A 23447-nucleotide genomic window follows, 5' to 3' on the forward strand; every position below is an offset into this window, starting at 1 on the left:
CGATGACCATCGACGATCCATTTGGTGCCTTGCCCGGCCAGCCCGGCAAAGCACACGACCAGGCGGGCAACGACCGCACCATGATCATGCCGCGGCCGGGTGGCCGCGCGGCCGAGCCCTCGCGGCCCACCTCCGTCGGTTCGCCGCCGCCGGCCATGCCCAGTGCGCCGCCACTGGCCGCACGGGGTCTTGGCCTGAATCCCATCGAGGCCGCCGCCGGGCCGATGCTGGCGCTGCTTACCCGGCTGCGCAGCACCATCGCCCATCCGGCGCCAGCCAGCCTGCGTGCGCAACTGCTCGGCTACCTGCGCCAGTTCGAGGACAAGGCGCGTGCCGCCGGGGTTGCCCAGGATGAAGTGATGCTGGCGCGTTACGTGCTCTGCACCGCGCTCGACGAGGCCGTGCTCAGTACGCCCTGGGGCAGCGCCAGTGACTGGAGCAAGCAGAGTCTGCTGATCACCCTGCACAACGAGGCCTGGGGTGGCGAGAAAGTCTTCCAGCTACTCGATCATTGCTTGCAGAACCCACGCCAGCGTCTGAACCTGATGGAGCTGTTGTATCTGTGCCTCAGCCTCGGCATGGAAGGGCGCTACCGGGTCATGCAGGATGGCCGCAGCCAGCTCGATGCGCTGCGCGAGCGGGTCGGTGCGACCATTCGCAGCACCCGTGGCGAGATCGAGCGCGAGCTGTCGCCGCACTGGCGGGGCCTGCTGGTGGCGCGTGACCGTCTGCGCCAGTTCCTGCCGCCCTGGGTGGCGGTTGCCATCGGTCTGGCGATCCTGCTGTTGCTGCTGTTCGGCCTGCGCATGAAGCTGGCCGCCGAAGCCGAGCCGGTATTTCGCAACCTGCACGCCCTGGGCGACGTGCCGGTGCAGACCATCGACCGTCCGGCACAGCAGCCGCGCATCGTCGAGCGTCCGCGCCTGGCCGGCTTCCTGGCCGAGGAGATTCGCGCGCAGAGGGTCGCGGTGGAAGACGCCGTCGACCGTTCCGTGGTGACCATCCGTGGTGACCAGTTGTTCGCCTCCGGCAGTGCGTCGATTGCCGATGATTTCCAGCCACTGCTGTTGCGCATCGCCGAAGCCATTCGCCAGGTCAACGGCCAGGTGCTGGTCACCGGGCACAGCGACAACCGTCCCATCGCGACGCTGCGTTATCCGTCCAACTGGAAGCTCTCCCAGGATCGCGCCCAGCAGGTGATGGACGTGCTGGCGGCCAAGACCGGCCAGCCCGCGCGCTTCCGTGCCGAGGGCCGCAGCGACACCGAGGCGGTGGCCTCGAACGATACGGCGGAGGGCCGCGCGCGTAACCGCCGGGTCGAAATCACAGTCTTTGCGGAGGGCGTCGAGTGAAGGCGTTTTTCGGTTTCATGGCCCGCTGGGTCATGCCGGTTTTGGGGTTGCTGGCGCTGAGCCTGGTGATCTGGTTCGTTGGCCCGCTGATCGCCATCGGCGGCTTCGAGCCGCTGGCCGGCAGCACTGCGCGCTGGACGCTGATCGTCCTGTTGTTCGCCCTGTGGGCGGCCTGGCGGGTGATGCGCATCATCCAGGCGCGGCGCAATGCGGCCAAGGTCATGCAGGGACTGGTGGAGGTCGCGCCGGATCCGACCAGCGTAGCCACCGCGGAAGAGCTGGCCACCCTGCGCCAGCGCATGGACGAAGCCCTGGGGCTGCTCAAGCGCGCCAAGCTCGGTGGCGGTGAGCGGCGCAATCTCTACGAACTGCCCTGGTATGTGATCATCGGCCCGCCCGGTTCCGGCAAGACCACCGCGCTGGCCAATTCCGGGCTGCGCTTCCCGCTGGCCGAGCAGATGGGTGCCGGTGCGGTACGGGGCGTCGGCGGCACGCGCAATTGCGACTGGTGGTTCGCCGACGAGGCGGTGCTGCTCGACACTGCCGGGCGTTACACCACCCAGGACAGCCATGCCGCAGTGGACAAGGCCGCCTGGCTGGGCTTCCTCGACCTGCTCAAGAAACAGCGCTCGCGTCGGCCCATCGACGGCGCTTTCGTCGCCATCAGTCTGTCCGATCTGCTGCTGGGCAGCGACAGCGAGCGGGCGGCGCACGCGGTGGCCATCCGTGCGCGGGTGCAGGAGCTGTATACCCAGCTCGGTGTGCGCTTCCCGGTCTACGTGATGCTCACCAAGCTGGATCTGGTGCCCGGTTTCATGGAGTTCTTCGACGGTCTGAGCAAGGAGGAGCGCGCTCAGGTCTGGGGCATGACTTTCACCCTCGATGACGGCAAGAGTGCCGAAGGCCCGCTGCAGGTGTTCCGCAGCGAGTTCGATGCGCTGGAACTGCGCCTCAACGAGCGTCTGGTCGAGCGCCTGCAGCAGGAGCGCGACCCCGCGCGTCGCGACCTGATCTATGGCTTCCCGCAACAGTTCGCCGCTCTGCGTGAAGCGCTGGCGGGCTTCCTCGACGGTGTATTCAAACCCAATCCCTATGAGGAGCGGGTGCTGCTGCGCGGCGTTTACCTGACCAGCGGCACTCAGGAAGGCAGCCCGATCGATCGTTTGATCGGTGCCATGGCGCAGAGCATGAGCCTCGACCGTCAGCACCTGGCACGCCAGACCGGCACGGGGCGCAGCTATTTCATCGAGCGCCTGCTGCGAGACGTGGTGTTCGGCGAGCGCGGTCTGGTCGGCGCCAACCCCAGGGTGGAACGGCAGAAACGCTGGCTGGCGCGGGGTGTCATCGCTGCCACCGCCATTCTGGTGCTCGGCACTGCCGCGGTATGGTTCGCCAGCTTCCGCGCCAACCAGGCCTATATCGCCGCCGTGGATGCGCGGGTGCAACCGCTGCGTGGCGAGCTGCAGGCGCTGAGCCCGGCACAGCGCGAAGTCCTGGCGGTGCAGCCGCTGCTCAACGCCATCCGCAATGTCAGCGGCGATGCACCGGGCTGGGCCGAGGGCTTTGGCCTGTACCAGGGCGATATGCTCGACAGCGAAGCCTCCAGCGTTTACCGCAAGCTGTTGATCGCGGTCATGGCACCACGGGTGCTGGCGCGGCTGGAGGAGCAGTTGCGTACCGGTGGCAATTCGGACTTCCTCTACGAAGGCCTCAAGGCCTATCTGATGCTCGGCGAATCCGAGCATTACGATGCCGACTTCATCAAGGCCTGGGTCGCCCTCGACTGGGATCGCAGCCTGCCGCGCGATCTGCAGCCGGAGCAGCGCGAGGCGCTGAACCGGCATCTTGTGGCGTTGTATGACCGTCAGCCGCCGGTGGTGCGTCTCGACGAGCACCTGGTCGAAGACGTGCGTCGGCAACTGCAGCGGCTGTCCGTCGAGCAGCGCGCCTACGACCGGGTGAAACGCCAGAAACTGCCCGAAGGCATCCCGGACTTCCGCCTCAGCGATGCCGCCGGTCGTGATGCCGCGCTGGTGTTCACGCGCAAGAGTGGTAAGCCGCTCAACGAACCGCTCAGCGGCTTCTACACCCAGCGCGGCTACCGTGAGGCTTTCCTCGTCGGCAGCGTCAGCCAGGCCGGCACCCTGGCCGAAGAGCAGTGGGTTCTCGGTCGCAGTCTGGACGGACAGAATGCTGTCGCCCTCGGCCTGGAAGTTCGTCGCCTCTACGTGCAGGACTACATGCGCCAATGGGATGCGCTGCTCGCCGATATCGACTTCGTGCCGGTGACCAGCGTGGCCCAGGCCGCGGATGTGCTGCGCGTGCTGTCGGGGCCGACGTCACCGCTGAAGAAGCTGCTGCAGGCCGTCGCCAAGGAGACCGATCTGCAGAAGGAAGAACGGCTGGTCGCGGAGAAGCTCAAGGAGCGTGGTGGCGATACCGTCGACCGCCTCAAGCAACAGCTCGGCTCCCTGGTCGGCCAGCCCGAGGAGGGCGTGGCCAATGCCCTGACCACGGAGATGGATCCGATCACCGCGCACTTCGCCGAGCTCAATAGCCTGGTCGAAGAGGGCGATGGCCAGAGCCCGGCCATCGATGCCCTACTGCAGGATCTCAACGCGCTCTATGTGCAGGTCAGTGCCATGAGCGGCGCCAGCGGCGAGGCGCTGCTCGGCGAGTCGCGCAACCAGACCACTGCCGCCGCCGATCAGGTGCGCCTGAGCGCCGAGCGCCAGCCGCCGCTGGTGCAGGGCTTCCTCAAGTCGGTGGTCGGTTCGACCACCGGCACCATGATGGGCGGCATCCGCAACCAGCTGAATGCCGCCTGGATGAGTGAGGTGGTGTCGGTATATCGGCAGTCCCTGGCCGGCCGCTATCCACTGGATCGCGGCAGCAGCCGTGATGCGACCCTGGACGACTTCGGCCACTTCTTCGGCCAGGGCGGGGTGCTCGACAGCTACTTCCGCAAGTACCTGCAGCCTTATGTGGATACTTCGGCGAGCACCTGGCGCTGGCAGCCCGGTGCCGCGCAGAAGCTCGGCATCGGCAGTGGCGTACTGCAGACCTTCCAGCGGGCCTCGACCATTCGTGAGGCGTTCTTCCGTTCCGGCGGCACCCAGCCGATGGTGCGCTTCGAGCTGAGGCCGGTGGCGATGGACTCCAGCATCGAGCAGTTCCAGCTCGACCTCGACGGCCAGCAGTTCAGCTACGACCACGGCCCGGCACGACCGGTCGCCATGCAATGGCCGAGCAGCAACGGCAGCGGTGTGGTGCGCCTGAACATTTCACCGGCGTCGGTCACCGGCCGCTCCGGAATCACCCTGGAAGGGCCCTGGGCCTGGTTCCGACTGCTCGATCAGTCGGATCTCGCCCAGGGTAATTCGCCGGATCGTTTCACCCTGCGCATGCGTGTCGACAACGCGAGCATTTCCAGCGAACTGCGCGCCAGCAGTGCATTCAATCCATTCCGCCGCCAGGTCGTCAGCGGTTTCAGCCTGCCGGAGCGTTTGTGAGTACGCCAGGTTTCTACGGCAAACTGGCCGTACGTGGAGATTTCATTCATCGCGGTCTTGCGCCGGGCTTCGTCGAGGCCTGGGACAACTGGCTGACGACAGGTATCACCGCCAGCCGGCAGACGCTGGGCGAAGCCTGGCTGGACGCCTATCTGGTCAGTCCGCTCTGGCGTTTCGCGATTGCGCCTGGCCTGCTCGGTCAGGAGGCTTTCTGCGGGGTGATGATGCCCAGCGTCGATCGGGTCGGTCGTTACTTTCCACTGACCATCGCCCTGGCTCTGCCGGTACAGACCGATCTCGGTCACCTGCTCAGCGAGACCGACGACTGGTTCGAGCGGGCCGAGGCCCTGTTGCTCTCGACCCTGGAGGCCGATGCCGACGCAGATGCCTTCGAGCACGGCGTGGGCGCCCTGGGCAGCCCGCTGCTGGCACTTGGTAGCGTGCCACGCCGGGATACCAGCGGCGCTGAGATCTGGTCTGTGGATAACCCGCGAGCCCGCGGCCTGGCCCTCATGCAGCAGGCCAGCAGCGGCGCCAGCCTGTGGTGGGGGCGCGGTTCCGAGCGCGTCGCGCCTGGCCTGGTGCGTTTCGCGGGGCTGCCACCGGCCGAGGCCTTCTGCCGCCTGCTCGGTGAGTCTGCGGGAGGCGAGGCATGAGTCCGTCGAGCGTTACCCAATACCATTCCTCCAGCCACACCCATGTCGGCATGGTGCGCAAGATCAATGAGGATGCCTGCCTGGATGCACCGGATAATGGCCTGTGGGCTGTCGCCGATGGCATGGGTGGGCACGCCAGCGGCGATTACGTCAGCAGCCTGATCATCGACAGCCTGCGTGCGTTGCCGCCCAGCGCCGTGCTGAGCACTTACGAAGGGGCGTTGATCGACACCCTGGATCAGGTCAACCAACAGGTACGCATCGAGGCCGAGAAGCGTGGCGGAGCGACCATGGGCAGCACCGTGGTGGTGCTTGCCGCGCGCGGTGCCGAAGCGCTGTGCCTGTGGGCCGGCGACAGCCGACTGTACCGGCTGCGCAACGGTGACCTGCACCCCATCAGCCGTGATCACAGCTACGTTCAGGAACTGGTCGACAGCGGCCTGCTCGACGACGAAGCGGCGCGCAGCCACCCCATGGGCAATATCGTCACCCGGGCCCTGGGCGTGCAGGATGACCTGCAACTGGAAACCGCCCGCCTGGAAGTACGCCCTGGCGATACCTTTCTGCTCTGTAGCGATGGCTTGAACAAGACGGTCGAGGATTACGAATTGCGCGAGGTGCTGGGGCACGAGGATCCGTACCAGATGGTGCGTAGCCTGGTGCACCTTGGCTTGACCCGAGGTGCTCCGGATAATATTACCGCCGTGGTGATCAAGGCCGCCTAGTGCTCACTCGGGGCGCTCGTGGAGTTGCCCCTGGAATACGCTGATCTGCCAATCATTCTAAATATTTGCCGTATCCGAGTCGTTCGGGACGGTCTTGGAAGACCAAAAGCATGGACATGCAAATACCGGGTTACGACATCGAACGCGAGCTGGGCGATGGTGCGATGGCCGTGGTCTACCTGGCTACACAGCGTTCCCTCGACCGCAAGGTCGCGCTGAAGATCATGGCCGCCTCGCTGGCGGCCGACCCGACCTTCTGCGAGCGCTTTCTGCGCGAGGGCAAGACTCTGGCGCGGCTGTCGCACCCGAACACCGTGACCATCCACGACATCGGCAATGTCGGCAGCCTCTACTACATGGCCATGGAGTACCTGCCCAACGGTACGCTCAAGGAACGCATCAGTGCCGGCCTGAGCATCGACCAGGGGCTGGTGTGGATTCGCCAGATCGCCTCGGCCCTTGGCTACGCCCATGCCCAGGGCATGGTGCACCGTGATGTGAAACCGGCCAACATCCTGTTTCGCGCCGACGGCACGGCGGTACTCAGCGACTTCGGGATCGCCAAGGCGCTGGATGACCGTACCCAGTTCACCCAGGCCGGTTTCGCCGTCGGTACGCCCAGCTACATGAGTCCGGAACAGGCCCGCGGCCTGGATATCGACGGCCGTGCCGACCTCTATGCCCTTGGCGTGGTGCTGTACGAAATCCTCACCGGCAAGCTGCCCTATATCGGCAGCGATTCGCTCTCCACGGCCCTGGCGCATCTGACCGAGCCATTGCCGGCGCTGCCCATGGTGCATGGCCGCTACCAGCCGATTCTCGAGCGCCTGCTGGCCAAGGATCCCAACGAGCGCTTCGCCGATGCGGCGCAGCTGATCGCCGCGCTGGATCGCCTGCAGGTGCCGGCTGCTGCAGATGACGATGCGACCCTGTTCCAGCCGCTGGTGCTGCCGCCCGCTGCCGAGGCGCAGGGCGATACCAGCGTGCCATCGTTGGCGCCGGTTTCCGTGGAAATACCGACCCACGCACCAGCTGTGGATACCGCTGTGCCGCCGCCGCGCCCGCAGCCTTCCCCGTTGGCGTCCTCGGTGCGTGAAGGCAATGCCGGCTCGAGCAGGAAGCCGCTGATCCTCGGCGCTGCCCTGGCCGGCGTCCTGTTGCTGGCTGGTGGTGGCTACCTGCTGTTCGGCTCCGGCTCCGGCTCTGGCTCTGGCTCCAGCCCGACTGACTCGGCTCCGGTAGCCGGGCCCGTCCAGGCCATTTCAACCACCGAGGCTGGGCCCATCTCGGCTGCAGCCGACAGTGACGGCGGCGAGCGGCCGCTGCTCATGCCTGGCAAGAAAACCCTGTTCCAGCGCGTGCTGAGCAAACCGGGCGCCAAGCTTGCCGATACGGCTGGCGCCAGCAGCGGCAAGGACATGCCGGCGTTCTCGGTGTTCTACGTGTACGCCCGCCAGGACATCGACGGCCAGCCGTGGCTGCAAATCGGGGCCTCCAGCGACGGCCGCCGCGATGGCTGGTTGCCGGCCACGGCGGTGAGCGACTGGAAGCAGAGTCTGGTGCTCAAGTTCACCGAGCGCTCCGGTCGTGCGCCGGTGATGTTCGTGCGCGATGCCTCGGCGCTGGAGCAGTTGCTGGCCGAACCGGCCCGGGCTCGCGAGGCGCTGCGTGAAGCGCTGAAGGGTACCGGTCACAACGTGGTGGCGGTCGAGCCGGGCGGCAGTGCGGTGCCTCAGGATCAGTTCTACCTGCTGCCGATCTTCGACTCGGAAGAAACCTTCGACGCCAATGGCCAGCCGATGCAACTGCTCAACGTCGCCTCCATCGACCCGGGCAACGCTCCGCAGAACCAGGGCGAAAGCGCACCAGTGGCAAGACCGGAGGGTTTCAGAACGGCCATCGTGCTGGTGGTCGACACCTCGGTATCGATGCAGCCTTATATCGACCGTGTGCGCGATGTCGTCCACGAACTGCAGGGCCAGATCGCCAGCCGCGGCGATCTGGACAGCGTCAGCTTCGGCATGGTCGGTTTCCGCAGCAATACCGACAAGACGCCCGGCCTGGAATACACCGCCAAGACCCTGGTTTCCCTGGAACAGGGCCGTGATCCCGAGCGCTTCCTGCAACTGGCGCAGCAGATCAAGGCCACCGGCGTGTCCAGTCATGATTTCAATGAGGATGCCTTCGCCGGAGTCATGCAGGCCGTCGACGGCATGGACTGGAATGGCTATGGCGGGCGCCTGATCCTGTTGGTCAGCGATGCCGGCGCGCTACGCAAGAGCGACCCGCTGGGGCTGACCCGGATGAACGAGGCCGAGGTGCGCGAAGCGGCGCTGCGCAAGCAGATCAAGATCTATGCGCTGCACCTGAAGACCGCCGCGGGCAAACGCAATCACGGTTTTGCCGAGCAGCAGTACCGCAGCCTCACGGCCGACGCCAACCCGCGCATCGGCGATCTGTATGTCCCGGTAGCCGGCGGTGATGTGAACGCCTTCGGCAACAGCGTGACGGAAATCGGCAGCGCCTTCGCCGAGCTGGTGCATCAGGTGCGCAATGACAACAGTCTGCCGGAGCCCAAAGGCGGCGCCAGCATCGCCGACAAATCCGCCGCGGTCGGCTACGCCATGCACATGGATTTTCTCGGTCATCAGAGCGAAGCCCGCGCGCCCCAGGTGGTTACTGCCTGGACCAGCGATCGCGATATCACCGATCCCGCCTTGCCGGCCTTCCAGGTCTGCGTGCTGCTGACCAAGCTGCAGCTCAACGATCTGCAGCAATCGCTGCGCATGGTGGTCGATGCGGCGCGGCGTACGCAGCGTTCGCCCAAGGACTTCTTCGATGAGATCGCCAGCGCCAGCGCCCATATGAGCCGCGACCCATCGGCTATGGTCAAGGGTGGCAACCTGGCTCAGAGCGGCGTACTGGGCGAGTACCTGGATGGGCTGCCCTACCGCAGCAAGGTGCTGAACATGAGCCAGGATCTGTGGCTGTCGCTCAGTGTGGCCGAGCAGGAAGATTTCATCGACGAGCTGGATTCGAAGATCCAGCTGTACGAAACCTTCCACAACGACACGGTCAATTGGGTGCGTTTTGGCGATGCGGCTCCGGGTGACGCGCTGTATCGCGTGCCCCTGTCGACGCTACCCTGATGCTCACGCTTGGCGCGATCAGCAAGACCCGCGGGGCGGAGGGGCAGCGCTATTGCCTGGAAATCCCGCAGCTGGAACTGCGCGCCGGGCAGCGAATCGCCCTGATCGGCCCCAGCGGCAGCGGCAAGAGCACGGTGCTCGATCTGCTGGCATTGGCGCTGTCGCCGGACACTGGCGGCACCCTGCGCTGGGACGGCGGCGAGCAGTCCCTCGACCTCGCCGAGCTGTGGCGTCTTGGGCGGCATGACGAACTGGCGCGGCTGCGTGCACGCCAGTTCGGTTATGTACTGCAGACCGGCGGCCTGCTCGGCTTTCTGAATGTGCGCGGCAATATTCAGTTGCCCCGCGAGCTGCTGGGCCTGCCGAGGGATGGTTCGGTCGAGCAACTGGCCGAGCAACTGGGGATCGCCGATCTGCTTGACCGGCAGCCGGGACGGCTTTCCGTCGGTCAGCGACAACGGGTCAGCATTGCCCGTGCGTTGGCCCATCGCCCCGCCATCGTATTGGCCGACGAGCCGACCGCTTCTCTCGACCCGCTGAACGCCGAGCGGGTGATGCAACTGCTGGTCGAACAGGCCGCGGTACGTGACCTGTGCCTGGTGATCTCCACCCACGACGAAGCGCTGGCCGTGCACTACGGCCTGACGCCAATGCGTCTGAAGGTGACGCAGCGTAGCGACGGTGTGGTGACTGCGCGGTTGGGGGAGGCAGGCTGATGCGTCTGGCCCTGTTCGCCCGTCTGGCCTGGCAGGACTATCGTTGCGATGCGCGGCTGTCCTGGTGCGCGATCCTGGCGCTGGCGGCGGTCATCGCGCCCTTGCTGGTGCTGTTCGGCCTCAAGTTCGGCCTGGTGACGACGCTCACCGAGCGCCTGGAGCGCGACCCCGGCGTTCGTGAAGTCATTCCGCTCGGCGGCGCTCGCTACAGCCTGCAGGCCATCGAGGCGTTGGCCCTGCGTGACGATGTCGGTTTCGTGATTCCGCGTACCCGGCAAATCGCCGCCACCGCCGAGCTGCAGGGGACGGGGCAGACCATCACCGTGGAAATGCTGCCGACTGCATCGGGCGATCCGCTGCTCGGCAGCTTGCCGGCGCCAGTGGGCAACGATGCCGTGCTGCTCAGCCAGAGCGCGGCGGAGAAACTCGGTGTCGCTGCCGGTGATGCGCTGGAAGCGGGGTTCGGACGTACCGTCCAGGGGACGCCGCAATACGCGCGTACCCGGTTGCAGGTACAGGCGGTGCTGCCGCTGGCGGCGTTCTCCCGCGACGCGCTGTTCGCCTCTCTGCCGTTGCTGGAAGCTGTGGAGGATTATCGCGATGGCCTGGCGGTTGCCGATTTCGCTTGGCCGGGTGTCGAAGCCGGGGTGCGACCGGAGCGGATCTACCCCGGCTTTCGCCTGTATGCCCGCGACCTCGATGGGGTGGAAAGTCTGCGCCTGCATTTTCAGCAGACGCGGCAGGCGGTGGTGACCCAGGCCGAGGCGGTGGCCCAGGTACGAACCCTGAGCCGCAACCTGGCGTGGATTTTCTGGTCGGTGGCCTGTCTGTCGCTGGCCGGGGCCTTCGCGGCGCTCATCGCCAGTACCCTGGGCGCGGTGGAGCGCAAACGCCACGAGCTGGCGGTACTGCGCTTGCTGGGCTTCCCCGCCGCAGCCTTGGTCGCCTTCGTGGTGTTGCAGGCGCTGTACACGGGGGTTGCCAGTCTGTTGCTTTCGGCCCTGCTGTACGCCATCGCGGCGAGCGGTCTGAATCTGTTGTTCCAGTCGGCGTCCGGCGAATATGCTTGCCGACTGCTGCTTTCCCATTACCTGTTGGCGGCACTGGCCACTTTGCTGTGCTGCATGCTCGCGGCGGCCGCTGGTGGCTGGCGGGCGGCCTACCTGGAAGCCTCGGAAGGATTGCGTCATGTATAAGGTGCTGAGCGCCACGCTGGTTCTGTCGTGTTTCACCGGTGTCGCCTGGGCCGACGATCCGGATCCGCTCTACAACCCCAAGCCCCTGAAGGGCGACGTGAGTTTGCCGCTGCCTTGCGATGGGCAGATGGTGTTCCGGCATGTCTACGTTCTGGCCAAGGGTTCTCTGGATGACCGGGAGGTGATCCTCGGTTATCCCTTCAGCGAGGGCGAGCCGGGCTATCAGCAGTCGTTCATCTCCGGCTACCGGCGCGACTACATCAATGGCCAGTTCACCCTCAACGATCTGTCCCGCGACTGGCAGGCCAAGGTGCGCGGCGAGCTGCCCAAGGCCGAGGGTGTGACGCCGCTGAAACCGATGCTGTACTTCATCGGCAAGTACGAAGTGACCCAGCGCCAGTACGAGTTGGTCATGGCCCAGGCGCCGGCATTGGCCGAGGAGGGCGAGGCGCCGGCCTGCGAGGCGCCTTCCGGGATGGCCGGGCGCCTGCCCAAGGTCAACCTGTCGCGCTTCGACGCCGAGCGCTTCGCGGCGGTGTACAGCGCCTGGCTGCTCAAGCATCACCGTGATCGGCTGCCGATCAGCGGCCGCAGCAGTAACCGCGAAGACGGTGGCCAGGGTTTCGTGCGCCTGCCTACCGAAGTGGAGTGGGAATACGCTGCCCGTGGCGGTCATGCGGTCAGCCGCCAGCAACTGGAGGCGCGCCTGTTCCCACGCCCGGTGGAGGGTAGCGACAGCGATGGCCCGCTCGGCGATTGGGCGGTGTTCAACCAGGTATCCGGCGGCACCGGGCAGAATGCGCGGCTGTTGCCCATCGGCCTGAAGAAGCCCAACCCCATCGGCCTGTTCGACGTCGTCGGCAACGCCGCGGAGATGGTGCAGGAGTCTTTCCAACTGGTGCACGCCGGGCGGCGTCAGGGCACCTACGGTGGTTTCGTGGTCAAGGGTGGCAACTACCTGGAAGGTGAAATGACACTGTTCACCGGCATGCGCCGCGAGTACCCGCTATTCGCCGCCGATGGCTCCGAGCAGCGCAACGAAACGACCGGCTTTCGCGTCTCCATCGGTGCGCTGTCGGCACCGCGTTCGCGCTACAAGGAACTGTTTGCGCAATGGAAGGACGAAGGACGAGTCAGTACGCTCACCGATGAGATCGACGAAGAACAGGATGCCACCAAACTACTCGATGGCCTGATCGCCAATAGCGACGATCCGCAGCTGCGTGACCGCCTGGCGATCGTCAACGAGGAGCTCAAACGCAGCGTCTCGCTGATTGCCAAGCAGCGCGAGGATGCCGCGGGCAACCTGATCCAGTCGGCGGCGCTGGTGGCCGAGACGATCAACAACTACAACATTCGCCTGACCAATTTACGCAAGAGCCGTGACGAGGCTCGCAGTGCCAAGGATGAAACCTCGGCGAAACTGTTCGATGCCGCGCTGGCCAATGGGCAGAGCGCGTTGGACGGCGCGCTGGCGATCTACATCGACAACCTGGCCAACGGCACGCGCTACAGCAATGCCGTTATCCAGGCACAGTTCCAGCGCACCAAGGAAGAGCTGGCGCGTAAGCCGGTATTGGGTAAAAGTCTGGTGAATCGGGCTACGCTGTTCGTGCGGCATGTCGGCGAGTATCGCAAGAACCGCAAGGCAGACGCGGACGTGATCCTGAAACAGTTGCTGGCGCCCTGAGGGCAGTAACGTTTCAGCAATGGATGCCAGGTATCGGCTGTTGACCGATGCCGGCTTTGAAAGGAATTCTGGCGGCCTTGGCCGTGATCAAGCAGGCGGTTGTCACGCAACGCAGCCTGAATGGAATAAACCACTCACTCAAGTACGAGATCGATGACGATGCAAAATCCCAACAAGGCCCTCGCTTTTTCCTCGATGCGCACTGCGCTGCTTTCTGCCGTCACCTGCACCAGCGTGCTGCTGGCAGGCTGTGCCGGTATATCCTCGCCGAGCTCCCAGGTCGCCTCGACCACCAAGGCGGAGTTCTTCCCGCAATGCTACGAGCCCGTGAAACAGTTGCGCAGTTCGGATGAGGCGATGAGCCGCAGCATCGCCATCGGGGCAGTGACCGGCGGGCTGCTGGGTGCCATCGGCGGTGCGCTGGTCGACGACGACAAGCGCGGTCGCAACGCTGCCATCGGTGCAGCGGGTGGCGCACTGGCTGGCGGGGCGGTGGCCTACTACAACCAGCGTCAGCAGCAGATCAGCGATGACAATGCACGCCTGGCTTCCTATGCCACCGATATCGACACCAACAACGAAGCCATCGATCGCAACATTCGTTACGCCACTGCCGCACAGAGCTGCTATCAGCAGTCGTTCACCCAGCTGCGTGCGGATCGCAAGGCGAACAAGATCAGTGACGCCGAAGGGCGTACGCGCCTGGCTGAAATCGTCAGTGGCCTGAACGAAACCAATGCGCTGCTGGCCAAGGTGGACGGCCGTACTGGCGAGAACGTCAGCACCTACACCCAGGCGTACGAGAAGGATCTGCAGACCGTCGGCGTCGAGCGCCAGGAGGTGACCAAGGTGGCCACTGCCAAGCAGCCGAAAGCCACGGCCAAGGTGACCAAGGAAGTCATTACCACCGAGCAATCGCTGCAGAAGGCCCAGGCCAAGCAGAAGGAAAGCCAGCAGGTGGCCAGCCGTGGTCGCACATTGGTAAGCGATGTGTGCAACAACCCGGACATGGGTGACTGGGCGCCAGCCAGCTGCAAGGCCTGACGCCAGCTAGATAAAAAACCGCGCCAGGCGCGGTTTTTTTATGCCTGCCGTCAGCGGGATGGCAGAGAGTTTTCGGCTTTCGCGGCTTCTGATTGGCGCCGTTTCGAGGCCTCGGGTCGAGCATGCGTTCGTATAGACTGATTCGATCAATGTGCAGCGCGTTGGCGATGCGTAGCCATCAAGCCCCTGACATGAATGTGCACAGGTGATTGATGCCGGTCACTATCGGGGGTGTCGCGCTGAGCAATCATGGCGGGTGCCGAGTGGGTGAGCAGGCTGTTCGGGGTGGCATGGCCGGATTGACGTGCTGGTGACGGCGTCTTGCGAGGCGAGTCCATGCCACCCCAGGGTTCGAGCAGGGATGCACGGCTTGAGTATGTCCGTACCATCGTCGATTAAGCGGCGGGCGGATCTCACCGGTTCATAACACTTCTCTCTTACGCCGTTTTGGATTAGCTGATGAACAAGATAATAGTGAGTCTGCTGGTGGCTCTGGGCCTGGTCGGGGCTGTCCAGGCCGCAGGTGATCCGGTTGCGGGGCAGGCAAAGGCCGTCGTTTGCGGAGCTTGCCACGGGCCGGATGGCAACAGCCAGCTGGCGAACTTTCCGAAACTGGCCGGGCAGGGCGAGCGCTACCTGCTCAAGCAGATGCAGGACATCAAGTCAGGCGCCCGCCCGGTGCTGGAAATGACCGGCATGCTCGAACCGCTCAGCGAGCAGGACATGGTCGATGTCGCCGCCTACTTCGCCAGTCAGAAGATGAGTGTGGGCGCTGCCGATGCGGGACAGGTGGAGCGTGGCCAGGATCTGTTCCGCGGCGGCAAACTGGCTGAAGGCATGCCGGCCTGCACCGGCTGCCACTCGCCGGATGGCAGCGGCATCGCCACCGCTGGCTATCCTCATCTGGGGGGGCAGCACGCCGACTACATCGCCAAGCAACTGACTGCCTTCCGCGAAGGCGAGCGCAGCAACGATGGCGACAGCATGATCATGCGCGACATCGCCGCCAAACTCAGCAACAAGGATATCGAGGCGGTGTCGAGTTACGTTCAGGGCCTGCACTGAGGCATTGATCGGCGTTTGCATACCGGCAACGAAAAAGGCTGGCCTTGACCGCCCTTTTTCGTTGTCGAGGCCGCTACAATGGACGGAACCTACCGGGTGGCTATCCAGTCGAAGCGAAGCTGTCCGCAGCACCCTCATAGCAAGGAGTCATGCATGCGTAATCTGATCCTTTCCGCGGTTCTGGCTGGTGCCAGCCTGTTCGGCGTTGCTGCTCATGCCGCCGAGATCGAGGCCGGCAAGCAATATGTCGAACTGAGCAATCCGGTACCGATTTCCAAACCCGGCAAGATCGAAGTCGTGGAACTGTTCTGGTACGGCTGCCCGCATTGCTACCAGTTCGAGCCGACCCTCAATCCCTGGGTCGAGAAGCTCCCGGATGACGTCAACTTCGTGCGTATTCCCGCTCTGTTCGGCGGCGTATGGAACGCCCATGGCCAGCTGTTCATCACCCTGGAAAGCATGAAGGTCGAACACAAGGTACACAACGAAGTGTTCCGCGCCATTCACCAGGAAGGTCGCAAGCTGGCCACTGCGGATGAGATGGCTGATTTCCTGGTCACCCAGGGCATCGACCGTGACGCCTTCCTCAAGGCGTTCAATTCCTTCGGCGTGAAAAGCCAGATGGAAAAAGCCAAGAAGCTGGCCATGGCATATCAGATCAATGGCGTACCGGTGATGATCGTCAACGGCAAATACCGTTTCGATATCTCCAGCTCGGGTGGCCCGGAGCAGACTCTGCAGGTCGCCGATCACCTGATCGCCAAAGAGCGCGCAGCCAAGTAACCGCATCCGGAGCGCCCTGCCATGCTGCGTCGCCGTTCCATGCCCCGTCAGGCTGGCCTGTGTGATCCACAGGTCAACCCGGACTGCACCCCGGACGGCGATTGGCCGCAGAACGGGCGCCTGCGCCTGCTCAGTTTCAATATCCAGGTCGGTATCAGTACCGAGCGTTATCACCATTACCTGACTCGCGGCTGGCAGCACCTGCTGCCGCATCAGGGGCGCGCCGGCAATCTGCAGCGTATCGGCGATCTGCTCGGTGATTACGACATCGTGGCGCTGCAGGAAGCCGATGGCGGCAGCGTGCGTTCCGGCTTCGTCAACCAGATCGAGCACCTGGCCCGCCTGGGCACCTTTCCTTACTGGTATCAGCAACTCAATCGCAATCTTGGCCGCTTCGGCCAGCACAGCAACGGGCTGCTCAGTCGTCTGCGCCCAACGCTGCTGGAGGATCATCCACTGCCTGGCCCTGCCGGTCGTGGCGCGATCCTGTTGCGTATCGGTGAAGGCGAGGACGCCATTGCCGTGGTCATGATGCATCTGGCGCTGGGGCCGCGTACCCGCACCCGGCAGCTTGCCTACATTCGCGAGCTGATCGGCGGTTACCGTCATCAGATCCTGATGGGTGACATGAATACCCACGCCGCCGATCTGCTGGAAAACTCGCCACTGCGCGACCTCGGCCTGCTCGCGCCGCAGATCGAAGCGACCTTTCCGAGCTGGCGCCCACAGCGCTGCCTCGATCACATCCTGCTCAGTCCAGGCCTGGAACTCGAGCGCTTTCAGGTGCTGGCCCAGCCGATCTCCGATCACCTGCCGGTGGCCGTGGAAATCCGCTTGCCCAATGCCTTTTCAGCACCGTTGCCGCTCCGTGTACAAGAGCCCTGAGCATGGACGACGACGCCCAGCGCTGGCGCGAGAAATACCTTTCCAATCTTGAGCAGCAGGAAAAACTCGAACGCCGCTGGGATGCGCGCATCGACCTGCTGCGGCGCGGTCTGGTACGCAGCAGCCTGGCGGCCGAGGGTTCCGACAAATCGGTCGACCAGTGCATGCAGGATCTGCGTGAGATCCTCCGCCGTGACGATATGGATGTCGGGCTCAGCGCGCTGATTCCGCGGCTGGAAAAGACCGTGCTGGATTCCGAGCAGCGCCGTCAGCAACGTATCGAGCAGGTCGCCAGCGGGCTGTCGAACCTGGTGGCGCAGTTGCTGAAGATGGATCTGCCGAGCGACGTACGCAAACCGCTCAAACGTTATGCCAAGCAGGTCGATGAGCGAGCGCGACAATCCCGTGAGCTGCCCGCCCTGCTGGCCGAACTGAGCCAGTTGCAGCAGCAGGCACTGGTTGCCCTGGGAACGGAGCAGGTCGAGCGCCCGGGATTGATCGAGCGGCTATTCGGCAGCCGTGATGTGGCGAACCCGGTAGCGCAGCCTGAGGCAGCGGCAGAGACAACGCCGATTGCGCAGGCCTTGCCGCCGCAAAGCACACCCGCGGCTATAGCGCTGGTCGAGCAGCCCGCAGCAGCCGAGCCCGCGCTTGCCGTGATGGCCGCGCCGCCTGAGGGACTCGAACCTGCCGTTGCACCCGTCAGTTCGGCCGCTGCCAATGGCATTGTTTTGCTGGATAGCCTGCCATTGCCGTCCTCGCTGCTGTTACCGACGCCTGCCGCCCAGCCAGCGCGCGAACCCGTCACCGAGGTGGCAGAAGCCGCCATTCTCTATGAAGCCACGATAGAAGAAGCGGCCCAGGCTGATCCCGAATATGCACTGCCGGCTGTGCCCGAGCCCGGCTACATCGCCATCGCCAGTCACGTCGAAAGCAGCCTGCTCGGTTTGCTGGAGGAGCTGCCGCTGCCTGAGCGACATCAGGCGCAGGCCGATGTGCTGCGTGAGCGCATCACGGCCGGCCTCAACATGTACGAACTCGTGCCGGTGCTGGATGACCTCGGCGTGCTGATGCTGGCGATCGCCGATGTCGGTCAGCGCGAGTTCGAGGGCTATCTCAAGCAACTCAACGAGCGCCTGGCGGCCTTCCAGGGCAACCTGGGTGATGTGCGCACGGACTATGCCGACTCGACCCAGGCCGCGCGCAGCCTGGACAGCGAGCTACGTCAGCAGGTCGATGGATTGCACAGCAGCATGCAGGAAGCCACCGATCTCGACAGCCTTAAAAGTCTGGTGGAAAACCGCCTCAACGGCTTGCTCGGCACCATGGCGCAGTATCAGCAGCAGCGCGATGAACGCGAACAGCAGGTGGGTGAGCGTCTGCAGGTTCTGGTCGAGCGCGTGGCGAGCATGGAGCTGGAAGCCAAGGGCTTTCGTGATCACCTTGAAGAGCAACGGCAGAAGGCGCTGCTCGATCCCCTCACCGGGCTACCCAATCGCGCGGCCTGGACAGAGCGCCTGGATCTCGAACTGGCGCGTTGGCAGCGCTATGGTGGTGATCTGCTGCTGGCAGTTCTGGATATCGACCACTTCAAGCGCATCAACGATGATTTCGGCCATCTGGCCGGCGACAAGGTGTTGAAGATCATTGCGGGTGAACTGTTCAAGCGGCTGCGCAAGACCGACTTCATCGCCCGTTTCGGGGGCGAAGAGTTCGTTCTGCTGATCCCGTCCACGCCCATGGAGGGCGGCCTGAAACTGCTCGATACCTTGCGCTCGGCGATCGAGAACTGCCCGTTCCACTTCAAGGGTGAGCGCGTGACCATCACCCTGTCTGGCGGCATCGCCTCGTTCAGTGCCGCGGAGCGTAGCGAGCAGGTGTTCGAGCGCGCCGACCAGGCGCTTTATCGCGCCAAGCGCAGTGGACGCAACCGTATCGAACAAGGCTGATACGCCCGCCGAAGCAGGCGTTACCGCTCAGACCGCAGCGAGCATGCGCCCGGTTTCTTCCAGGTTGATGTGCCACTCCATGGCTTCGCGCAGGATATGTGGGGTGTGACCGCCGCGTGTGCAGGCACGCTCGAAGTAGTCGTTCAGCGGGCCGCGGAAGTCCGGGTGCACGCAATTGTCGATGATCGCCCGAGCGCGCTCGCGTGGTGCCAGGCCGCGCAGATCGGCCAGGCCCTGCTCGGTGACCAGGATGTCCACGTCATGCTCGGTATGGTCGACATGACTGACCATCGGCACCACGCTGGAAATCGCCCCACCCTTGGCGATGGACTTGGTGACGAACACCGCCAGGTGGGCGTTGCGGGCGAAGTCGCCGCTGCCACCGATACCGTTCATCATCCTGGTTCCGCCGACATGGGTCGAATTGACGTTGCCGTAGAGGTCGAACTCCAGGGCGGTATTGATGCCGATGATGCCCAGGCGGCGGACGACTTCCGGGTGGTTGGAGATTTCCTGCGGGCGCAGCACCAGCCGATCCTTGTATTTTTCCAGGTTGCCGAACACCTCGGCATTGCGTCGTGCAGAGAGGGTGATCGAGCTGCCTGAGGCGAAGCTCAGTTTGCCGGCGTCGAACAGGTCGAAGGTCGAGTCCTGCAGCACCTCGGAGTACATGGTCAGGCCTTCGAATGGCGACTCGATCAGACCGCACATTACCGCGTTGGCGATGCTGCCGATGCCAGCCTGCAATGGGCCGAGGTTGTTGCTCATGCGTCCGGTAGCCACTTCTCCCTTGAAGAAATCGATCAGGTGATCGGCGATGGCCTGGGTTTCGCTATCGGGCGGCAGCACGGTGGACGGTGAGTCCGGCTGGTTGCTGATAACGATGGCGGCAATCTTTTCCGCTGGAATCGGGATCGCACCGAGGCCGATGCGGTCTTCCACGCGAGTCAGCGGGATTGGTGTGCGGGTCGGCCGGTAGGTCGGAATGTAGATATCGTGCAGGCCTTCGAGATTGGCGTTGTGCGCCAGGTTGATCTCGACGATCACCCGTTTGGCGAAGATCGCGAAGCTGGCCGAGTTGCCCACTGACGTGGTCGGCACTATGTGGCCTTGCTCGGTGATGGCGACCGCTTCGATCACTGCGATGTCCGGCAGCTTGAGCTGGTGGTTGCGCAATTGCTCGACGGTTTCCGAAAGGTGCTGGTCGATGAACATCACCGTACCGTCGTTGATCGCCTTGCGCAGGGTGCTGTCGACCTGGAACGGCATGCGCCGGGCCAATACGCCGGCTTCGGTCAGTTGTTTGTCCAGATCGTTGCCCAGGCTGGCGCCGGTCATCAGGCTGATCTTCAGCGGCTGCTGGCGGGCACGCTCGGCCAGGGCCCGGGGCACGGCCTTGGCTTCGCCTGCGCGGGTGAATCCGCTCATGCCGACAGTCATGCCATCTTCGATCAGGGCGGCGGCCTGTTCGGCGCTCATCACTTTTTCCAGCAACGAAGGAAGGCGCACGCGGTCACGGTACATGGCGAATCTCTGGGAGCAAAAAAGAAGAGCGGCAGTCTAGTGCTTCGTGCGGTGTTCTGCCCCTAGGACTTAGGTCGAATGGAAGGCTCTGGCATCGCCATTCCCGAGAGTATGCAAAAAGCCTGTGCCGGTTGTCGCAAAGCGCGCAGTCGGTAGTCGCCCGGTGATGGAGACGCTGCTAGTCTTGGCCCGCCAACACTTGATAACTAAATAAATCGACTCGAGTCGTTATGCTAGGGCGCTTCTCTCTTCTTCTGGGACTCTGTGCGTTCGCCTGTCAGGCGAGTGCGCTGACCGTATACAAGTACACCGACGCCAATGGCGTGGTCACCTACAGTGATCAGGCTGCGCCCGGTGCGAAGGTATTCGTGTTCAGCGACCGCATGGAGGAAAAACTCGACAACCAGGTGAAGCTGGAAACCCGCAAGCACGCGGCGGGAGAGACCTTGCTGGTGCGCAACGACTTGTATGCGCCGGTTCAGGTGGAACTGAAAATTGAGCAGGTCGCCAACGCCAGTGGTGTGCCGAGCAAGCCGATCAACTGGGTGCTGCCACCGCGTAGCGAGATCCGCCTGGCCACCCTGGCGCCGCTCGATCCCTCCAAGCCACTGCGTTATACGCCCAAGCTGAGTTACGCCCTGGGTGACCCGCGGTTGCTGCCGATGCAGAAACGTTATCCACTGCCGTGGCAAGGCGGGCCGTTTCGTCTGACTCAGGGCGCCAACGGCCAGTACAGCCACTTCACCCCGAAGGGGCGCTATGCCGTGGACATCGCCATGCCCGAGGGCACACCGATCGTCGCCGCGCGCAGCGGCGTGGTGGTGAAAATCGAAAACTCCCAGAGTGGGCGCGGTACCAACCCATCCGGCAACTTCGTGCGCATCCTTCATGACGACAGCACAATGGGCGTTTACCTGCATTTGATGCAGGGTTCGGTCAGCGTTCGTGAAGGTCAGCGCATCGCCGCCGGGGCGCCCATTGCCCGCTCCGGCAACACCGGAAACAGCACCGGCCCGCACCTGCACTTCGTGGTGCAGCGTAACGTCGGCATGGCCCTGGAATCGATTCCCTTCGAGTTCAGCCAGCCGGTGGACAGCCTGCCCAACTTCGCCGTGGGTGGCGATTGAGGCCCTGGCATCCATCCGCTTTCAAGTGCCCTATGGATATGTGCCGCTACAGCAGTGCATCAGGCTTTGCTCAAGCGGCAACTGAGAGCGCAATGGTCGGACACGCCAGTACTCAGGCGGGCGTTTTCCAGCCGGTAGCCCGGCGTGTGGAACAGCCCGTCGACCATGAACGGAATGTCTCCGGCGCGGTGTAGCGAGCCGTCGATGCTGCTGGTGTAGTGCGCCGGTATACCATCGATGAAGTGCTCGGCGATCAGATCGAAGGTGGCGCGGCCGCGCGGGGCGTTGAAGTCGCCTGCCAGCAGCAGGTCGCCAGCCTGCTGCGCTTGCGCCTGGGCCAGACGGATCAGCTTGCCGGCACTCTCCCGCTGGTACGCCGTGGAGGTGCCGAGCGGGGTCACGTTGAGATGGGTGACGGCGATACGCAAGCCCCGGACGGTGGCAGTCAGCATGACTTCGGCGATGCTCAGCGGGTCGGCAGTGCGTTGGCCTTGCGTGCTGAAGAAGGTTATTTCGCGAATGCTTTGCGCGCTGCCTGAGTAATAGTCGGCGACCACGTCCGCCAATGCTTCTGCGCGGGCGATCATGCCGACGCCGACCACATTTGAAGAGCCTTCGCCCGGATAGCGCAGCATTGGCGCGAAGGACATGCGGCCGCCCATCAGGGCTTCGAAGAACGGAATGTCGCGCTCGCAGAGCTCCTGCAGGCAGAGCAGATCCGGGCGTTCACGAGTAACGAAGGCCTCGACTCGCGGCAGGTGTCTGGAGCGTTCGATATTGATGGAGGCGATGTTGAGCGACATGGAATCAGTAGGCGATTACGGCATGGAAGGCAGCGTGGAGAACGCACGGGGCGCTGCGCCAGCGATGGATCCTAGGGATGCCGAAGTATACCAGGCGCCCGCCGCAGAAGGCCTGCGCCCTCACCACCGAGATGACTTCAAGCTCGCCACTCGCGTCCGGTAGTCTGGCAGACGATCCTGGAGCCTGGATTAGCCGCAGGCGTAATCCGGGTTTCGTTATCGCGGGACGCTCCGAATGATCGGCTCACGCCACGATTAAGAGCGGGCGTGGTAACCGACGAACGAGAATCGCCCGGCAAGCCGGGCGATTCTCTATGCGCACGTTTTACTCAGAACGCCAGGCCGACCTTCAGACCTATCTGTTCCTGCTTGAGCTTGCTGTTCTCGGCCAGCACGCTGTCGCTGTCGACTTTGTAGTTGGTTCGGGTGTAGTACAGGCTGGTGCTGATCGGCAGGTTGTTGATGCCCTTGTTCCACAGCACGGTCAGTTCGGCGTAGGGGTTGGCCTTGTCCTTCAGGTCAACGGTATCGCTGCCTTCGCCGCTGACTTTCAGCTTGGCTTCGCCTTCGACCGAATAGCGCGCACCGGCCTCCAGGCGCACGGTGTAGTCCGGGGTCAGGTAGTTGTAGCCGATGCCCGCCTTGGCGAATGGCGATTTGCTGGTCAGTTTGACGTTGTTATCGAACGGGCCGACATCGTCCTGCTCGATACGGCCCCAATCGTAGCCCCCGCCGATGATGAAGTCGATGTAGTTGTTGGTGCTCAGCGCGGCGCGCAGACCCAGGTCGATGTCGGCGCGGGCCGACTTGTATTCGTCGTCGTCCTTCTCACGGTACTGGCCTTCGATGCCCGCCTGATAGATGAATCCTTCGTGGCCGGTCAGCTTGTTGCCGAAGTTGTAGAACAGGCCGCCCTGATTCAGACGTTCCTTGTCGCTTTCGCCGAAGGTGCTCTGCTTGTACTGGTTGTGCGATCCGATCACGCCAATGGTGGAGATCGGGTCGGTGATCGAATCGGCATACGCGTGGGAGGCGCCGGCGAGGCAGAGGGCGAGGGCGGTTTTCGAGGTTAATCCATTGAGCGTCATGGCGAGATCCTGTGTTGAGACAGTCGATTGAATGCTGTGTGCACCGATATAGAGCGTCCAGCTCACGGTGGACTGCCGCAGGTCTCGAGGATTCGGAGAGCCAGACAAACGGTCACAAGTGTCTGTTTTTAATGAACAAGACTTCGTATTTTTCATCCGTTAAATGACCAATCGGTCAATATT

17 protein-coding genes are annotated in these 23447 nt (G+C 63.9%); 14 read left to right on the forward strand and 3 right to left on the reverse strand.

Translation table 11 applies throughout. The features are described from left to right. Nucleotides 1-2: 2 nt before the first annotated feature. The 13 genes from DNK06_RS10255 to DNK06_RS10315 all read left to right on the forward strand — a co-directional run bounded on the left by DNK06_RS10255 (nt 3) and on the right by DNK06_RS10315 (nt 18722). Nucleotides 3-1352, forward strand: coding sequence for a DotU family type VI secretion system protein (locus DNK06_RS10255; protein ID WP_423228052.1), 1350 nt, complete (start codon nt 3-5; stop codon nt 1350-1352). Then, a complete protein-coding gene (gene tssM / locus DNK06_RS10260; protein ID WP_131179934.1) occupies nt 1349-4864 on the forward strand; it encodes a type VI secretion system membrane subunit TssM in 3516 nt (1171 codons plus the stop codon). The genes DNK06_RS10255 and tssM overlap by 4 nt, the downstream gene beginning before the upstream one ends. After that, nucleotides 4861-5520 (forward strand): type VI secretion system-associated protein TagF, encoded by a 660-nt coding sequence (tagF, locus tag DNK06_RS10265; protein ID WP_131179935.1) that lies wholly within the window; start codon nt 4861-4863, stop codon nt 5518-5520. Before tssM ends, tagF begins: the two co-directional genes overlap by 4 nt. Next, nucleotides 5517-6245: a PP2C family protein-serine/threonine phosphatase gene (locus DNK06_RS10270; RefSeq protein WP_131179936.1), complete on the forward strand. Its 729-nt coding sequence runs from the start codon at nt 5517-5519 to the stop codon at nt 6243-6245. The genes tagF and DNK06_RS10270 overlap by 4 nt, the downstream gene beginning before the upstream one ends. A gap of 110 nt (nt 6246-6355) precedes the next feature. Further along, nucleotides 6356-9394, forward strand: a complete 3039-nt coding sequence (locus DNK06_RS10275) for a serine/threonine-protein kinase (protein WP_131179937.1) — start codon at nt 6356-6358, stop codon at nt 9392-9394. After that, nucleotides 9394-10110: an ABC transporter ATP-binding protein gene (locus DNK06_RS10280; RefSeq protein ID WP_131179938.1), complete on the forward strand. Its 717-nt coding sequence runs from the start codon at nt 9394-9396 to the stop codon at nt 10108-10110. The genes DNK06_RS10275 and DNK06_RS10280 overlap by 1 nt, the downstream gene beginning before the upstream one ends. After that, on the forward strand, nt 10110-11306 hold the full coding sequence (locus DNK06_RS10285; RefSeq protein ID WP_131179939.1) for an FtsX-like permease family protein: 1197 nt from the start codon (nt 10110-10112) through the stop codon (nt 11304-11306). The genes DNK06_RS10280 and DNK06_RS10285 overlap by 1 nt, the downstream gene beginning before the upstream one ends. Next, nucleotides 11299-12996: a formylglycine-generating enzyme family protein gene (locus DNK06_RS10290; protein WP_131179940.1), complete on the forward strand. Its 1698-nt coding sequence runs from the start codon at nt 11299-11301 to the stop codon at nt 12994-12996. The genes DNK06_RS10285 and DNK06_RS10290 overlap by 8 nt, the downstream gene beginning before the upstream one ends. 159 nt (nt 12997-13155) lie before the next feature. Continuing rightward, complete coding sequence (gene tagQ / locus DNK06_RS10295) at nt 13156-14040, forward strand: type VI secretion system-associated lipoprotein TagQ (protein ID WP_131179941.1); 885 nt, start codon at nt 13156-13158, stop codon at nt 14038-14040. Nucleotides 14041-14499: 459 nt separating this feature from the next. Continuing rightward, nucleotides 14500-15105 (forward strand): c-type cytochrome, encoded by a 606-nt coding sequence (locus DNK06_RS10300; protein ID WP_131179942.1) that lies wholly within the window; start codon nt 14500-14502, stop codon nt 15103-15105. A 153-nt stretch (nt 15106-15258) separates the two neighbouring features. Then, nucleotides 15259-15888: a thiol:disulfide interchange protein DsbA/DsbL gene (locus DNK06_RS10305; RefSeq protein ID WP_131179943.1), complete on the forward strand. Its 630-nt coding sequence runs from the start codon at nt 15259-15261 to the stop codon at nt 15886-15888. A gap of 21 nt (nt 15889-15909) precedes the next feature. Then, entirely contained in the window at nt 15910-16773 is an 864-nt protein-coding gene (locus DNK06_RS10310; protein WP_131179944.1) for an endonuclease/exonuclease/phosphatase family protein, read from the forward strand. A 2-nt stretch (nt 16774-16775) separates the two neighbouring features. Then, the gene (locus DNK06_RS10315) at nt 16776-18722 is read left to right on the forward strand and encodes a GGDEF domain-containing protein (protein WP_131179945.1); all 1947 of its coding nucleotides are present in this window, start codon (nt 16776-16778) and stop codon (nt 18720-18722) included. 27 nt (nt 18723-18749) lie between these two features. On the opposite strand, the gene DNK06_RS10320 is transcribed toward DNK06_RS10315, so the two are convergent. After that, nucleotides 18750-20246: an acetyl-CoA hydrolase/transferase family protein gene (locus DNK06_RS10320; protein WP_131179946.1), complete on the reverse strand. Its 1497-nt coding sequence runs from the start codon at nt 20244-20246 to the stop codon at nt 18750-18752. A 230-nt stretch (nt 20247-20476) separates the two neighbouring features. Between DNK06_RS10320 and DNK06_RS10325 the strand changes: the two genes are divergently transcribed. Next, nucleotides 20477-21373: a peptidoglycan DD-metalloendopeptidase family protein gene (locus DNK06_RS10325; protein ID WP_131179947.1), complete on the forward strand. Its 897-nt coding sequence runs from the start codon at nt 20477-20479 to the stop codon at nt 21371-21373. A gap of 59 nt (nt 21374-21432) precedes the next feature. Here DNK06_RS10325 and DNK06_RS10330 read toward each other — a convergent pair whose 3' ends face one another. Both DNK06_RS10330 and DNK06_RS10335 read right to left on the reverse strand, forming a co-directional pair. Further along, nucleotides 21433-22176, reverse strand: coding sequence for an endonuclease/exonuclease/phosphatase family protein (locus tag DNK06_RS10330; RefSeq protein ID WP_131179948.1), 744 nt, complete (start codon nt 22174-22176; stop codon nt 21433-21435). 329 nt (nt 22177-22505) lie between these two features. Beyond that, nucleotides 22506-23264: a hypothetical protein gene (locus tag DNK06_RS10335; RefSeq protein ID WP_131179949.1), complete on the reverse strand. Its 759-nt coding sequence runs from the start codon at nt 23262-23264 to the stop codon at nt 22506-22508. Nucleotides 23265-23447: the final 183 nt, after the last annotated feature.

The organism is Phytopseudomonas daroniae, assembly GCF_004327285.1.
GTDB classification, from domain to species: domain Bacteria; phylum Pseudomonadota; class Gammaproteobacteria; order Pseudomonadales; family Pseudomonadaceae; genus Aquipseudomonas; species Aquipseudomonas daroniae.